Origin of the sequence: Acidisarcina polymorpha (assembly GCF_003330725.1) — a bacterium.
In the GTDB taxonomy this organism is placed as follows: Bacteria; Acidobacteriota; Terriglobia; order Terriglobales; family Acidobacteriaceae; genus Acidisarcina; species Acidisarcina polymorpha.
Map to the genome: position 1 here is coordinate 4783961 of NZ_CP030840.1, position 14599 is coordinate 4798559.

Sequence of the window (14599 nt, forward strand, 5' to 3'; positions counted from 1 at the left end):
CCACTGCTAAGGCACCGGGTAGATGGCCAGCTTGTCCTTGTCAAAGATGGCGAGCTGCGTACCGTCGGGGGAGAGTGCGGATTGGGCTCCGTTAAGCGAAAGGTTCTCTTCCAAGACAATCTTGTTGGCGGCGGTGTCGATGACGTAGGCCTTAGCTACCTGCTTGCAGAAGAAGTTGATAGGTTTGCAGGTGGAGGCATCGGTAGAGGCGTCGATCGAGAAGCGCCGAGCGTTGGCCGAGACCCCGGTGATGGTCAGTCTCGTCTGAGCTTTGGGCAGGTCGGGTAAAGGGGTCTGAGTGCCGTCCGGATGGGCGAGGAGCATGCGTTCGCCTTTGCCATCGAGGTGAAGGAGGTCGACGAGCAAGGAATTGCCGTCCAGGAAAACAAGACCGGATGGCACCAGGTCGGCGTTGGTATTTCGAAAAAACCAGTCGGGCTGGCCAGGGCGGAAGACGCGAATGGCCGTGCATGCGTTGGGATCGGCGCACACGGGGCGGGCCGCGGTCGCCGGACCAACGAGTATTTGGCCGGACGCGTGAGGAATGTCGAGTTTCGGCCCGGGCTGAAGGGGATTGCCGCTCCACCAGGTGAGCGAGGAGTGCTTGTCGGCGTAAAAAGTCTGGATGGGTAGTCCGGGACCGACGGCGATCCCGGTGATCGCGACACTCGTGGCAGGCACATAAAAATTTTGTTCAAGCGAGGTGTCGGGTTTGAGCACCTGAATGAAGTTGCCCTCAGGAATGGCGCCCGGCGCTGGCGGAGTCGCAGAGTCGTGGATCGCGAGGATTGTGTTTTCCGGGCCGGGTGCGAGGTCAAGAGTGCTGTCGCCGGCCGGACCCTCGCCGCCGAAGTTCCAGTCCCGTTGATTTAGCTGTTTGCCAGACGGATCGAAGATGATGAGGCGGATCTGCAAAGGCTGCCGTTCTTCTTTATCGCTCCAGCGGCGAGTGGTACTGAAGGCCACGGCCACGCGATCGCGGTTGACCCAGAAGACGCCTATCACGCCGCGCTGCGAGTATTTGGAGTCGGACTGATCGGTGAAAAGGTCGGGGGCCGCGCCCAGCGGCTTCAAATCGACGTTGATGACGGCCTGCTGTTTGGATTGGCACCATAGAGGCATCGCGGAAAGAAAGCCCGCCAGCACTAGCGTAGAAGTTGAAAGTCGCAAGTTCATCCGACTCACAATGTACACCGAGTCGCGTTCCTGGCGTTTCATCTCGCGAAAATAAAAGGCTTCCCGCGGCCCGGCTCCTCGTAGTGGAGTTCTGCTCGAGTAGTTCTGCCGGATGGGGCCCATGAGCTTTGAGGCCTGAGCCTGGTCATAAGAGGGCTGAGTTCGTGGGCGAGGAGCCACGCATCTACCGGCAGCCCATGCTTACAACTGCATGGGATATTGCGTTGAGCCTTCGATTGGAGAAGCCACCCGGGGTTCGCTGGCGAGTTCGAGGACGAGCCGTTCGAGAACAAGACGCTTATCGGGAGGGGAAGAGCGAAGTTCCAGGTCAGCGCGGGCAATAAGCCGGATGGCGCGAGTGAGTTCGTGGCGGGATTTGTAACGGCGCGCCTGGCGGATAAGATCTTCGGCGGCAAAGGGCGGCATGCGGAAGCCTTGCCAGAGTGCCTGCCAGATGGCGCGCGAGTCGCGGACATTTTTCTCGAGGATGACAAGCATTTGGCGGAAGGTACGGGCAAGCATGTAAAGATGGCCGATGGCCGAATCTTCGCCGCCATCGGAGGCATTGAGAAGGCCCTGTAACAAGAGCAGTGCGCGGTGTTTGTCCTTCGCGGAGATGGCGTCGGTGAGCTCGTAGAGCGAGCGCTGCTTGGCGGCGAGAACCATGGTCTCGACGTCCCCTAAAGTGATACGACGCCGCTCGCCGGCGTAGAGCAGCAGCTTTTCGAATTCGCTTGCGATCAGCATCATGTCGGCGCCCAGCGCATCGACCAGTTCTCGCGCAGCGTCGGTGTCGAAACGAACCTGGTGGCGCTCCGACTCGGTAGTCAGCCAGCGCGTGGCGTCGGCTTCCTCGACCCTGGCGAGTTCGACCAGACCGCACCAATCTCCGAGGGTCTCGCGTATACGTTCATAACGATCTTTGTCCTGCATGTCCATCCGTTTTGGGTCAGCCGAGATGCGGATGTGGTCGGCGACGAAGACGAGCAGCGCCTGCGGGTTCGGGGAGCGAAAATAGCCGTCGATCGCAGCGAATTCTTCTTTCTTGGCGCCACGAGTGTAAAGAGTCTTCAGGTTGCGCATGAAGATTACCTGGAACGGCGCCATCAGCGAAGGGGTTTGGGCGCGGTCGAGAGCCTCGAAGATGCTGACTTCGGCGAGGTCGAAATCGGAGAGGCAAAAGTCTCGCATCTCGGCAGGAACAAACGCCTGGAGAATGGCGCGGCGGCAACGTTCGTACAGGAAGGTCTCATCGCCCGCAAAGATATAACCGGGACGTAGCGAACCTGGGTTGCCGGCAGCGGAGGCGACCTCGGCGAGAAATCGTTCGGTCGAGGAGAACCCTGCTCCCCAGCGGGTGGGGCTGGCGGCCATCTAGAAGGACTCCAGCATATCGCTGACGAGCGATTGTGCAAAATCGCGGGAGAGCCGGGTGACAGCGGCTGGATCTTCCTGGATGAAGGTGGTGAGATCGGTAGTCGTCTCGTATTGTTGGCGGAATGTGTATTGGTTGTTTTCGTAGAGCAGGCGGCCATCGCGGTCATTCACGTGGACGCTGGCAGTGATGGTGATTAGAAAGCTGGAGGACTGGCCGGTTTGCAGGTTGTAGATAAGGGGAACGATCTGGAAGGTGAGGATTCTGCCATGGATCGTGGCATCGGCGTCGGCGTTGGTGGGTCCGTCGGAGTTGACGATCGCGTATTTCGTCCGGCTGGTGAGCTCGCGAACGACGGCCTGGGTGAAGGCCAGCTCCGTGTGATAGGACTGGGTGGCATTTTCGAAGATAGGGACTGCGATGGAGTGGGTGGTGTCGGGCAGATGGGCAGCCGACGTCGCGGTGTGATACCCGCAACCGGCGAGGGCAGAACAAACAATCGACAGAATGAGAAGACGCATGGAATCCGACATCAGTATTGTCGCAGGAATGCTGCCCGATTAGAGTGCCGCAACGGATACTGAATGAGCCGCATGAAGAGGCGGCAGAGTGTCCGCGAATCCTCGCGATTGCAAATCTTCCTGCAGTTGCTGCACGTTGCGGAAGAGGATCCCCTGAAGACCGACCGCCTCGGCGGAGAGGATATTCTCCTGCCGGTCGTCGAGAAAAAGCACTTCTGCGGCAGGAACCTGGATCGCGTCCAGGACATGGTGATAGATGGCGGGATCCGGCTTAGCCAGGCGCAGCTCGCAGGACCAGGTGTTGTGGGTGAAGCCCTTCACCCAGTCGTGCTGCTTGAATTCGTCAGCGAGCTCAAAACCGATGTTGGAGAGGATGCCCGTCTTGAATCCAGATTTGCTGATGGTCACTGCCCAGTCGACCATATTACGGTTGAGGCTGCTCCACATGCGGATGTCGTTCGCAATCAGCTGGCGAATTTGATGGTCGCTTAGGGCTACACCGGCACCGGCGGCGCAACGCTGCCAATAGCCCTCGCCATCAAATTGCCCCTCGTCGTAGGCATGGCGATAAGCCCAGTATTCGCGCTCGAAGTCCTCGGCGGTCGCTCCAAATATTTTCATGAGTTCATGGTGGGCAGCCGGGTCAGCGGGGTTGCTGAGGACCATTCCGTAATCGAAGATGACTGCGTTTAGGGCCATGGGAAAGCGCACTCCTATCACTCAATTAGTTTTTCGGATGACCTTTTATTGTCGCAGGTTCTGATGGCGGCTTGAGTATCGGCTTTGAATCTCGACGACTAATGAATTTGCGGGGGTACGACAGACCGGGCTCACCTGGGCGAGCCCCAGAGCTGCCGTGATTCGTGTTTTCGGTAGGAAAGACTGGAAAATGCGGAGAAAGAAAAGGCAGCCGGTTTGGCTGCCTTTTGGTCAAGGTTCGGTTTGTAAGTCGATCGTCCGACTAGTTAGGCCGGTGACGGACTGCCCTCGGGGAAGCCGGTACCACGATTGCCTTCGGGGCGCAGAACCTGCTGGACGTCGGCTGCGAGGCCAGTGGGTCCGCCGGGTCCTCCGAGCGACTTCATCGGCGGCAGGTCTTGTCCGTCGATGATCTTGCGAATGTCGTCCGCGTCGAGGGTTTCGCGTTCGAGCAGAGCAGCCGCCATGCGATGCATGATGTCGTGGTTCTGGTTGAGGATGTCGTAGGCCGATTTATAGGCTTCATCAATCATCCGGCGAACTTCGGCGTCGATCTGGCGAGCGGTTTCTTCGGAGAAGTCGCGGTGCTGCGAGATTTCGCGGCCGAGGAAGATCTGCTCTTCCTTCTTGCCGAAGGTGAGCGGACCCATGGTGCTCATGCCGTATTCGCAGACCATCTTCCGGGCTAGATCGGTGGAGCGTTCGATATCGTTTCCGGCACCGGTGGTCTTGCGATTCATGAAGATTTCCTCGGCGCAGCGGCCGCCCATCAAGATGGCAAGCTGGGTCTCCAAATAATCCTTGGTGACGGTGTGCTTGTCTTCCTCGGGCAACTGCATGGTGACGCCGAGAGCCATGCCGCGGGGGATGATGGTGACCTTGTGCAGTGGGTCGGCGTGGTCGCGCTTGGCAGCAACGAGCACGTGCCCGGCCTCGTGATACGCAGTGTCCCGCTTATCGTCTTCCGAGAGCAGCATGGATTTGCGTTCGGCGCCCATCATAACCTTGTCTTTGGCAGTCTCGAAGTCTTCCATGAAGACCGCTTTTCGGTTCATGCGGGCGGCGCTCAGGGCGGCTTCGTTGACCATGTTGGCCAAATCGGCGCCGGAGAAGCCCGGTGTCCCACGAGCCAGCACGTTCAGATTGACGTCCTCAGAGAGCGGTACCTTCTTAGCGTGAACGCGCAGAACCTCTTCGCGGCCGCGGACATCAGGACGGCCAACTACAACCCGGCGGTCGAAACGGCCAGGGCGGAGCAGGGCGGGATCAAGAACGTCGGGCCGATTGGTCGCGGCGACCAGGATCACGCCGTCGTTCGATTCAAAGCCATCCATCTCGACCAGCAGCTGGTTCAGGGTTTGCTCGCGCTCATCGTGACCGCCGCCGAGACCGGCGCCACGGTGACGTCCCACGGCATCGATTTCGTCGATGAAAATAATGCAGGGAGCATTCTTCTTGCCCTGTTCGAAGAGATCGCGAACCCGGCTTGCGCCGACGCCGACAAACATCTCAACGAAGTCAGAGCCGGAGATAGAGAAGAAGGGAACATTAGCTTCCCCAGCGACGGCGCGGGCGAGTAAAGTCTTGCCGGTTCCGGGAGGTCCGACGAGCAACACTCCCTTCGGAATGCGCCCGCCGAGTTTCTGGAATTTCTGCGCTTCACGCAGGAACTCGATGATCTCTTTGAGTTCTTCTTTGGCTTCATCCACGCCGGCGACGTCTTTGAACGTGACCTTCTTCTGCTGCATGGACAGCAGGCGAGCACGGCTCTTCCCGAAGGACATGGCCTTGTTGCCGCCGCTCTGCATCTGCCGGAGCATGAAGAACCACAGTGCTCCAATAATGATGACCGGCGAGAACTGGATCAGGATGTTGAGCCACCCGTTGCCAGAGGTGTCCTTCACGGAGATCGAAACCTTACCGTCCCGCAGGACCTTATACATGTCCGGATCGTTCGGCGGGGCATTGGTATGGAACTGGCTCTTGTCGGCGCGCATGTGTCCATGGATCTCGCTGCCGACGATGGTGACATCGCTGATCTGGCCGCCCTGCGCGTCCTGCAGGAACTGCGAGTAGGGAATCTCAGCGTCCTTCCCCATGCCGCCGGACTTCTGGAATACTTGCCACAATAGAACCAGGCAAGCGAAGATGAACACCCAGAAGATGATTGTCTTGACCGTTGAATTCACGAAAAACCCCTCAATTCTGTCTGCGTCTGCCTAAAAACCGCAAATTACTCGAACGCCGCTGAAGAACCCAGCTCTATACACTCGTGAGTCATTAGACGTCATTCCGCTTAGGAAGTGTCAAAAACAATCCAGTTCGCTGCCTGAAAGCTGCCGAACGGCGACTATTATTCACCGATATGTTTCTAATTCTACTCCCTGTAATCTTCCCGTCGCGAGTTCTCCGCCGGGAGTTTTAATAGCCAGGATAAGTTGGGGACGCCCCGGTCAATTCGATTGAGCACATCGGTTCCTGACGGAGTAGTCCTTCCAAAAAGTTCCTTCCTTCCTCGTCCGGCAGTCGAAGACTTCACCGCGCGCATCCGTGGTTCCAGGGACGTGAGGGGATCGCGTCCATGAGGCCCACCGAGGTGTATTCGACATGCAAACGATCACTCAGAAGTGCGATTACCTGGTCACGGCGTTCACATCGGCTCCCCGAGCAATCAGCCGAGACTGTGCCTGAGCACTTTTCGACACTCTCTTCCCGTTGCACCGGCTCTTTAGATATGGCAGGAGACGGCGCCGCGCTTTTCGAGGTACTTCTGGTGATATTCTTCGGCCTTCCAAAAAGTCTGGGCCGGCACCACCTGGGTCACAATCGGCTTTTTAAACCGATGTTCCGCCGTCAGTCGCTCGATCACCTTCTTCGCCGTCGCCTCTTGTTCGGGTGAATGAAAGAAGATCGCGCTGCGGTATTGCGTACCCCAGTCAGGGCCCTGACGGTTCAGTTGGGTTGGGTCGTGCAAAGCAAAGAATGCCTCCAGCAGCCGCTCATAACTCACTTTTTCGGGATCGAAAGTCAACTCAACGACCTCGGCGTGGCCGGTTTGATCGGTGCAAACGTCTTTGTACGTGGGCTGGTCGGTCTGACCGCCCTCATAGCCCACGGCCGTTTGAGTCACACCGGGAATGCGTCCAAACTCAACTTCGACTCCCCAGAAACAACCTGCTCCAAATGCCGCTTTCTCCATGATTTCTCCTCCTCATCTCGTAATCATTAGACGCGCCGGCACCCCCGAAGGAGCAGCCAGCAGCTACCGCGAGAGCGGCGATCAACGTCCCCTCGGCCCAGAATCTCTCCGGACAGGATTCGACTGGAACCTTCTTCCTGATCCGGCCTTCGCACCAGTTGAGATGTTGCTGGAGCTTTTGCCCGGAGACTTGGCTGGAGCGCTCGCGAGCGCCGGGCGGTCTGCCGGTTTGGGCCGTTCTCGCAAGACCGGGCCAGCCACTGCCGGCCGCTTGCTCTTTCGGCGAATCGGCGCGATCGATACCGGGATATGCGTGCCCCGAGCAATGGTGCGAATGCCGCGGGCGGCCCGCTGCAGGGCCAGCACCTCCTCTGCGGTCAGTTCGCGGACTTCGCCAGGCTCCACATCGAGCACCAGCGGCCCATAGCCGACCCGGCGAATCTTCTCGACGAAATGTCCGACCTCTTCAAACATCTTGCGAATTTCCCGGTTGCGGCCTTCGGTCAGCGTGACCTCGTACCATGGATTCTCCGCGTCGCGGACCCGACGGATTCCCGCTGGCTGGGTCAGCACTCGTCCGGCATGATCGTCGCGGCTGCGGCCCTTATCGATCATGATTCCGGCACGCAGTTGGCCGATCGCCTCGTCGCTCGGCTTTCCACTCACTTTGACGAGGTAGACCTTCTGTACTTTGTTGGCGGCGCGGGTGAGCAGGTTCGCCAGTTCGCCATCGTTGGTCATCACCAGGAGGCCTTCGCTTTGATAATCGAGCCTGCCCACGGGAAACACGCGCGGTCCACCGGGAAAGAACTCCATGACCGTAGGGCGTCCCTCGGGATCGCTGGCGCTGGTGATGTAACCCTTCGGCTTGTTGAGAACGGCGTAGCGCAGCCGCTGTACGCCGCGGAGCAGCTTGCCGTCGACCCGAATGTGGTCGAGCGCCGGATCTGCTTTGGTGCCGAGTTCAGTGACGGTCTTGCCGTTAATCTGCACACGGCCTTCGAGGATGAGCTCCTCCGCCTTGCGCCTCGAGGTGACACCGGCCGCAGCAATGATCTTTTGCAGCCGCTCCTCATGGCGGATGACGGCTTCGAATGGGCGGGATTCTGGCTCCTCCGCACCAATTTCCTGCGAAGCCACAACTTCCGTGTCGGCAGTCGTTTTGCTCACGGCACGCGACATTTTATTTTTCGTGGCCATCGTTCTCTTCTATCGGAACTGTAGGGTGGGCCGCGGGAGTTACCTCGATCGCAGCGTTCGGGGTCGAACCAGGGACCTCCGTCTCCAGGGCAACTGTATGGGGCAGCAACTCAGCGGGCGAGCTCGGATCGGCCGGGGTAGGGGATGCATCGCGCTCTTCGGATTGCTCTGGAGCCGGCGAAGGTGGCTCAATCGCCAGGCCCGCTTCGCCGGCATTCGCTTCGATGGCATTCGATTCGGAAGCCTCGAACGGCAATGTCGTCCCGTCCTCGCCACTCTCGTCGTCAGAAATGTCCATATCACCTGCCAACCTTTCGAACTCCTCAATACTGGGCAATTCATTCAGGTCTCGCAAGCCGAAGCGGAGCAGGAACTCCCGAGTCGTCTTGTAAAGGATGGGACGGCCGATGACCTGCTTCCGGCCGGCAGTGGTGATCAATTTCCTGCTGACCAGGCTGCCGAGGACGCCGCCTGAATCCACGCCGCGGATTTCGCTTACCTCCGGGCCGGTCACAGGCTGCTTGTAGGCGATCACCGCCAGTGTCTCCAGAGCCTGCAGCGACAGCTTCATCGGCGGCTTCAGGCTCTTGACAAAGGAGCGAACCGCGTCGTGATATTCCGGTTTGGTGGCGATCCGATAGCCGCCCGCCACCTCGCGGATCTCCATGCCGCGATCACTGTTGGAGTACTCTTCGATCAGCCGGTCGACGATCGCTTTTACTTGCTCACGGAGCTCGCGTTCCCGCTGCCGCGCAGCGCGCTTTGCCTCGGCCTCAGCGGCGGTGGGGTCATGGATACTCGCCTGGCTCCGCTCCTCTAGCCCTTCCAGAAGCGCTACCTCGGCCATATCGGATTCGGGTGCGGTAAGGTTAGTCACCTCGAGAAGACCACGCTCGACGAGGGATTCCGGGCTGGCGGACTCGGCTGTGATCCATTCCGCAGGCGGCTCTTCGGAAGCCGCAGGCAGCTCCCGCGCAAAGATGCCGGCCAGTTGCGCCAACGTAACAGGTTCTTCCGCCGCATAGATGACGGCTTCGATCTTTGCTTGAAGACTCATATCTTTGAATTTAGCGATCTGCGCAACAAAGGCGCTCCGGTTAACTATCTTTCATAGTACCGGAGCGCCGATGCAGGGGTGTGCGCTTTCGCCCAGAGGTGAGGCGCTGGCTAGTGGGCGACGAACTGGTTCAGTATCCAGAACAACCCAGCCGAGAGCAGGGCTGCTGCCGGCAAGGTGCAGATCCAGGCGAGCGCGATATTGCGGATGGTCGCCATTTGTAGTCCGCTGCCATTCGCAAGCATCGTTCCGGCAACCCCGGAGGAGAGTACATGCGTGGTGCTGACCGGCAGATGGTATTGGTCTGCGGCGATGATCGTAATTGCGGCAACAATTTCCGCCGATGCGCCCTGAGCGTAGGTTAAGTGGTCTTTGCCAATCTTCTCGCCGACGGTGACGACAATGCGCTTCCAACCGACCATCGTACCCAGACCGAGCGCTAAGGCGACCGCAACTTTTACCCAGGTGGGAATGAACTTGGTAGCGGTATCGAGGTGCTTTCTGTAATTGGCGATCTGCGCAGTTTCCGTCGAGTTGAAAGCGGGCTTGCCATTCTTAGCGAACAGTCGTAACGCTTCCCCTTCAACGTACATGTCATTGCGAACGTTTTGCTGCTGGTTCGCTGGAATGGCGGCCAGGGACTTTGCGTCGGTGACGCTGGTCGAGATGGCAAGCGCGAGATCATGCGCAGCGGTAAGGGTGACCGGAGTGACCGTTTTAGTGCGAATGTAATTGGTCAGGTCGGCCCGCGGATCGCTTGAGGTGACGCCGGAGGTGACGTGGTTTTGAAGAGCCCCGGCGGCCTGCTGGGAGACGGCGGCGAAGTCCTGCACTTGCCCGGTGCCTACCGCGTGATTGAGGGCGTAAACCGTCGGGACGGTGCCGATAAGGATGAGCATGATCAAACCCATGCCCTTCTGGCCGTCATTCGAACCATGACCGAAGCTGACGCCGGTGCAGGTCAGGATCAATAAGGCGCGGATCCAGAACGGCGGGGGTGCGTCGCCTTCGGGAGCCTTGTACAGCGCCGGAATCTTGATCAGCGCTTTTAACAACAACAGCAGCAGGAAGGCGAGACCGAAACCGACAAGAGGGGAAACCAACAACGCCCGAAAGACTCCGCCAGCTTGCGCCCAATCTACTCCGCTGGTTCCTGATCCTTTCGGACTCATCAGCTGGTTGGCGAGGCCCACACCGATTATCGAGCCCACCAGGGTGTGCGAACTGGACGCCGGTAGTCCGAACCACCACGTACCGAGGTTCCACATGATGGCCGAGATGAGCAGCGAAAAGACCATGGCGAAGCCGGCACCATGCCCGACTTGCAAGATAAGCTCTACTGGCAGCAAGGAGATGATCGTGAACGCTACCGCCCCCGAAGAGGTTAGTACGCCGATCAGGTTCCACATCCCCGACCAAACGACGGCAATATGGGGTTCGAGCGAATGGGTATAAATGACCGTGGCAACGGCATTTGCGGTGTCATGAAAGCCGTTAACGAACTCGAATCCGAGCGCCGTCAGCAGCGCGACACCGAGCAGAACATAAGGCCAGATGCTTTCGAAATGGCCACCGCCTTCGAGGTCGGTTGCAAGGTGAAATCCTGCATAGCCGAAGCCACCCACCAGCACTAACCCGAAGATGATCATTCCCAGTGTGCCCGGGCCTTTATTTAATTTTTCATGGACCGCATGGGGAGTTTGAATCGCAATACTCGGTGCTTCTGCCATTGAAGAGACTCCAGAGACTTTCCTTAGGAAGCTAGCAGGAAGCCGGAGAAAAATGATAAAAAAGCGCTCGGGAGATTATGAATATCCTGTGAATCGATCGAAGCCTCGACACGGGAAAGGGGAGGAGAACGCCAGAGGAGACCGGATTACGCATCCGATCTCCCCCTTCAAAGAACTGCTTAGAAAGCGCTGACGACAGCCACGCCTTGGGGACGGGTGCCGGGCGGCAGCGAGAAAAGAATGGGCGAGTTCGAGGTCTCGTCCACGCTGCCATCCTTCGCGATCTTCAGGATATGCAGAGCATTGCCCTGACCGTCCGGAATAGTCGCCGAGCCACGCGAGGAGATTGCGTAGAGGAAGCTATCATCGCTGCTGAGCTCAAATTGCAGAGCGTTGCCGGGACCTTCGAGCACCAGATTCTGGATTTCCACCGGGTTGTAGGGGTCCGATAAATCGTAGACGGTGATGGAGTTCGTTATCGTGTCGCTCGTATAGAGCCGGGTTCCCGCGTGATTTGTGCGCAGCCAGCAGATTGCGGCGCCGGTATTAGGAACCGCTCGGACGAAGCGCAGTCCGAAGTTGGGATCGCTAGGACCGTTCGCATTGTCGTACTGATAGACGCCGAGTTTGTTCCCTGTCACGAATCCAACGTAGAGGATTGGCAAGCTAGGATGGATCCACAAGCCGAGCGGGAGCGGTGGCGCGGTTGCGCCCGGAAATTCCGTGGTCGGAAGGGAACTGGGCGCCAGTTGTTGCATATGTCCGTCGGGCTGGATGCGAATCCGCTGCAGGAGACCGCCGAGAAAGTCAGCACCAAACATCAGGCCGCTGTTCGGGGCCAGGAGGGCCTGGCTTGGGGAAGATCCGATGGCGACTGCGATGGTTGAATAGAATGGATTTCGGACCAGCGATCCGTCCGCTTGCACGTGAAATGTCGTGTAGTTTGGGAGGATGTTGCTGACGCGGGGGAAATCGCCGTTCTTGTTCACGACGAACAGGGTATCCCCGAGTAGAGCAAGGCTGACGGGATCGGTGCCGCCCGAATGGAAGGGTGATCCTGCGATCGGCTTCAGGCTGCCATCCTGCTGGATATGAAAGACCGCAATCGTGTCCGATCCCGAATTGACGGCGAACAGTAAGGAGTGGTCAGCGTTGGTAATGATGTTCTGGTCGGAGTCATATGGCCCGACGTTCAGAGAAGTGTCCTGGACGCCTGCTCCGCCAGTCTTGAAGGGCGAACCTGCCACCGGGCTGAGCGAGCCATTCGCCTGACGGGCAAATGCGTAAATAGAGTTCGCATTCGGAGCCTTCAGGTTGCTCTCTACGTAAACGAATTCGCCTGTATTGCCGGCATAAAGGCTGGGCGTCGCGACCGATGCCACAACCGCGAGAGTACCTAACAACCATGACTGCTTGCTCAATGGGTTCCTCCAGAAGGAAATCGGCGCTTAAGCTCAGCGCCATCCCGTGAGAGTCTGCAATCGAGTTGAGGTTACTTACTTTAAAATCTTTTCTTCGCGGGTTAATCTTCGTTGTGCCGATCCGACCAGATGCGCGAATCCCCGCGACTGCCAGCGGGACCTTTATTGTGGACAAAGAGGGAAGTAGTCGATGGGCGAGTCTGGTATTCATCACATTGAGCTGATTGCTCTGGCGCTGCTTCTGGCCACCGCGCTCTTGACTACTGTTGCGCGCCGCTTTCAGACTCCATACCCGATTGTGCTGGTGATTGGCGGCTTGGTTTTGTCTCTACTGCCGCGTCTGCCGCACATTTCTTTGAGTCCGCACCTGGTATTCCTTGTTTTTTGCCGCCCCTGGTTTTTTCTGGGGCATTCAACACATCGTGGAGGGACTTCCGCGGAAATCTGGTAAGCATCTCTCTGCTTGCCTTTGGCTTGGTGGGCTTCACCGTCGCGGGAGTCGCCTTCATGTGCGACTGGCTGCTGCCGGGTTTTGATTGGCGTCTCGGCTGCGCTCTAGGAGCTGTCGTGTCGACCACCGACACCATTGCCGCCATCTCGATTGCTAAGCGAGTCGGCTTGCCACGCCGCATCAGCGACTTGATTGAGGGTGAGAGCCTGATCAACGATGCCAGCGGCCTGCTCGCGTTGCAGTTTGCGGTTGCCATGGTGGTCAGTGGAGAGCGTCCTACGTTGACCAAGGGGCTCGCTGAGATGATTGGCCTGGTTGCCGGCGGCATTGTGATCGGGCTGATCGCCGCCAAGATCATCTACTTGCTCCAGCGCAAGATCGACGACCCGCCGGTAGAGATCACGGTGACGCTGATTGCCCCATATCTCGCCTACCTGAGCGCGGAGACCTTTCATTGCTCGGGAGTTCTGGCGACCGTCGTGTGCGGCCTCTACCTGGGCCGGAAGCGATCCGAACTGCTGACGACCTTTGCGCGGCTGGACACGTCGGCGGTCTGGAATACGCTCGACTTCGTGCTGAACGGCGTTCTTTTCATCATGATCGGACTGCAACTGCCGTACATCCTGGATGGCATCCGAGGATTGAGCCGGGTGCAAATGTTTGAGTACGCGGCTTTTTTCAGCACAGTAGTGATTGGGCTGCGCCTCATCTGGATGTATCCAGGAGCCTGGACAGCCTATTGGATCCGCACCCGGTTGCTCGGAAAGCGGGAAAAACCACCCCGGTCGAAAGAGGTGTTCCTGCTCGGCTGGACGGGCATGCGCGGTGTGCTTGCGCTAGCAGCGGCAATCTCCCTGCCCGAGTACCTCGACAATGGCCAACCTTTTCCGCAGCGTAACATGATCCTGTTTCTAACATTTTCAATTATTCTCACCACGCTGGTGCTGCAGGGGCTTACCCTTCCAGCTATCATTCGCAGGTTGCAAATAGCAGGTGGCAAGCGGGCGGATACGGAGATGAACCGCGCCCGCCAGACGATGCTCGAGGCGGCCCTGGCGCATCTCGATGGAATCGAAGATGACCAGAAGCCGCAGGACGACTGGATTTTAGAGGACTTGATCCATCACTACCGACAGCGTCTCAATCTGGTGAAGGATGATGTGGCAGATCTGCCGAACCAGGGAGACTACCTCGAATACCGGTCGCTCGCGAGACAGTTGCGAAGCATCGAGCGCGTCGCTCTCACCGAATTATGGGCGCAGAATAAAATCAATGACGAGGTGCTCCGAGAACTGGAGCGAGAACTGGATCTTGAAGACGCCAGGTTTTCATCGCTCCCTCATTGAGTAACAAAGTCAACGCTACGAAATTCGAACATCGAGCGAGCGAATCGCTCTCTGTTTACCTGACATGACTGGCCAAAGGCAGCCTGCAAACCGCGGATCACTGCGGCGTCTGTGCCTTGTCCTCGGCTTTATCAGCCTTGTCCTGGGCCTTGTCCGCCTTCTTCTGTTGCTTTGTACTGAGCGCCTTACGTTCAGCCTTATCGGCCTTGGCCTGCTTCTTCTCGGCCTTCTGCTCCTGCTTCAAATCTTTTTTGGTGTCCTTGGTTTCCTGGGTCGCGGATTGATCCTGAGTTGCCGGCGCATCCTGAAAGCCGGACCGCGCGAATGCAGTACCACCAAAGGCAGTTGAGATCGCAAGAGCTGCAACTAGAAAGCTGTGTCTCATGTAGGGTTTCTCCTCATAATTCGGATGAGGAGATTGTGG

General features: G+C 58.3%; 13 protein-coding genes. 2 read left to right on the top strand and 11 right to left on the bottom strand.

Annotated elements, in window-relative coordinates:
• Positions 1–6 precede the first annotated feature (6 nt).
• The 10 genes from ACPOL_RS20190 to ACPOL_RS20235 form a co-directional block, all read right to left on the bottom strand.
• Complete coding sequence (locus ACPOL_RS20190) at positions 7–1356, bottom strand: hypothetical protein (RefSeq protein ID WP_150133074.1); 1350 nt, start codon at positions 1354–1356, stop codon at positions 7–9.
• A gap of 21 nt (positions 1357–1377) precedes the next feature.
• Positions 1378–2550, bottom strand: a complete 1173-nt coding sequence (holA, locus tag ACPOL_RS20195; RefSeq protein ID WP_114208650.1) for a DNA polymerase III subunit delta — start codon at positions 2548–2550, stop codon at positions 1378–1380.
• Positions 2551–3072 (bottom strand): LPS assembly lipoprotein LptE, encoded by a 522-nt coding sequence (lptE, locus tag ACPOL_RS20200; RefSeq protein WP_114210941.1) that lies wholly within the window; start codon positions 3070–3072, stop codon positions 2551–2553.
• Between the two features lie 39 nt (positions 3073–3111).
• Positions 3112–3771: an HAD family hydrolase gene (locus ACPOL_RS20205; RefSeq protein WP_114208651.1), complete on the bottom strand. Its 660-nt coding sequence runs from the start codon at positions 3769–3771 to the stop codon at positions 3112–3114.
• 266 nt (positions 3772–4037) lie between these two features.
• Complete coding sequence (gene ftsH / locus ACPOL_RS20210; protein WP_114208652.1) at positions 4038–5960, bottom strand: ATP-dependent zinc metalloprotease FtsH; 1923 nt, start codon at positions 5958–5960, stop codon at positions 4038–4040.
• Between the two features lie 539 nt (positions 5961–6499).
• Entirely contained in the window at positions 6500–6970 is a 471-nt protein-coding gene (gene msrA, locus ACPOL_RS20215) for a peptide-methionine (S)-S-oxide reductase MsrA (protein WP_114208653.1), read from the bottom strand.
• A gap of 81 nt (positions 6971–7051) precedes the next feature.
• Positions 7052–8170 carry a pseudouridine synthase gene (locus tag ACPOL_RS20220; protein WP_236656915.1) on the bottom strand — a complete coding sequence of 373 codons (1119 nt, stop codon included), beginning with the start codon at positions 8168–8170 and terminating at the stop codon, positions 7052–7054.
• Entirely contained in the window at positions 8154–9227 is a 1074-nt protein-coding gene (gene scpB, locus ACPOL_RS20225) for an SMC-Scp complex subunit ScpB (RefSeq protein ID WP_114208655.1), read from the bottom strand. Before scpB ends, ACPOL_RS20220 begins: the two co-directional genes overlap by 17 nt.
• Before the next feature lie 110 nt (positions 9228–9337).
• The gene (locus ACPOL_RS20230) at positions 9338–10957 is read right to left on the bottom strand and encodes an inorganic phosphate transporter (RefSeq protein ID WP_201758910.1); all 1620 of its coding nucleotides are present in this window, start codon (positions 10955–10957) and stop codon (positions 9338–9340) included.
• Between the two features lie 179 nt (positions 10958–11136).
• Positions 11137–12378 (bottom strand): lactonase family protein, encoded by a 1242-nt coding sequence (locus ACPOL_RS20235; protein ID WP_114208656.1) that lies wholly within the window; start codon positions 12376–12378, stop codon positions 11137–11139.
• 190 nt (positions 12379–12568) lie between these two features.
• On the opposite strand from ACPOL_RS20235, the gene ACPOL_RS34240 reads away from it, so the two are divergent.
• Both ACPOL_RS34240 and ACPOL_RS20240 read left to right on the top strand, forming a co-directional pair.
• A complete protein-coding gene (locus ACPOL_RS34240; RefSeq protein ID WP_201759348.1) occupies positions 12569–12829 on the top strand; it encodes a hypothetical protein in 261 nt (86 codons plus the stop codon).
• Positions 12763–14175: a Na+/H+ antiporter gene (locus ACPOL_RS20240; RefSeq protein ID WP_201758911.1), complete on the top strand. Its 1413-nt coding sequence runs from the start codon at positions 12763–12765 to the stop codon at positions 14173–14175. The genes ACPOL_RS34240 and ACPOL_RS20240 overlap by 67 nt, the downstream gene beginning before the upstream one ends.
• Positions 14176–14272: 97 nt before the next feature.
• Here ACPOL_RS20240 and ACPOL_RS20245 read toward each other — a convergent pair whose 3' ends face one another.
• On the bottom strand, positions 14273–14560 hold the full coding sequence (locus ACPOL_RS20245; protein WP_114208657.1) for a hypothetical protein: 288 nt from the start codon (positions 14558–14560) through the stop codon (positions 14273–14275).
• Between the last annotated feature and the right edge of the window lie 39 nt (positions 14561–14599).

Excerpts from the sequence above, each read along its gene's own strand:
- holA (WP_114208650.1), bottom strand. The coding sequence starts at position 2,550 with ATGGCCGCCAGCCCCACCCGCTGGGGAGCAGGGTTCTCCTCGACCGAA.
- lptE (WP_114210941.1), bottom strand. The coding sequence starts at position 3,072 with ATGCGTCTTCTCATTCTGTCGATTGTTTGTTCTGCCCTCGCCGGTTGC.
- ACPOL_RS20205 (WP_114208651.1), bottom strand. The coding sequence starts at position 3,771 with ATGGCCCTAAACGCAGTCATCTTCGATTACGGAATGGTCCTCAGCAAC.
- msrA (WP_114208653.1), bottom strand. The coding sequence starts at position 6,970 with ATGGAGAAAGCGGCATTTGGAGCAGGTTGTTTCTGGGGAGTCGAAGTT.
- ACPOL_RS20220 (WP_236656915.1), bottom strand. The coding sequence starts at position 8,170 with ATGGCCACGAAAAATAAAATGTCGCGTGCCGTGAGCAAAACGACTGCC.
- scpB (WP_114208655.1), bottom strand. The coding sequence starts at position 9,227 with ATGAGTCTTCAAGCAAAGATCGAAGCCGTCATCTATGCGGCGGAAGAA.
- ACPOL_RS20230 (WP_201758910.1), bottom strand. The coding sequence starts at position 10,957 with ATGGCAGAAGCACCGAGTATTGCGATTCAAACTCCCCATGCGGTCCAT.
- ACPOL_RS34240 (WP_201759348.1), top strand. The coding sequence starts at position 12,569 with ATGGGCGAGTCTGGTATTCATCACATTGAGCTGATTGCTCTGGCGCTG.
- ACPOL_RS20245 (WP_114208657.1), bottom strand. The coding sequence starts at position 14,560 with ATGAGACACAGCTTTCTAGTTGCAGCTCTTGCGATCTCAACTGCCTTT.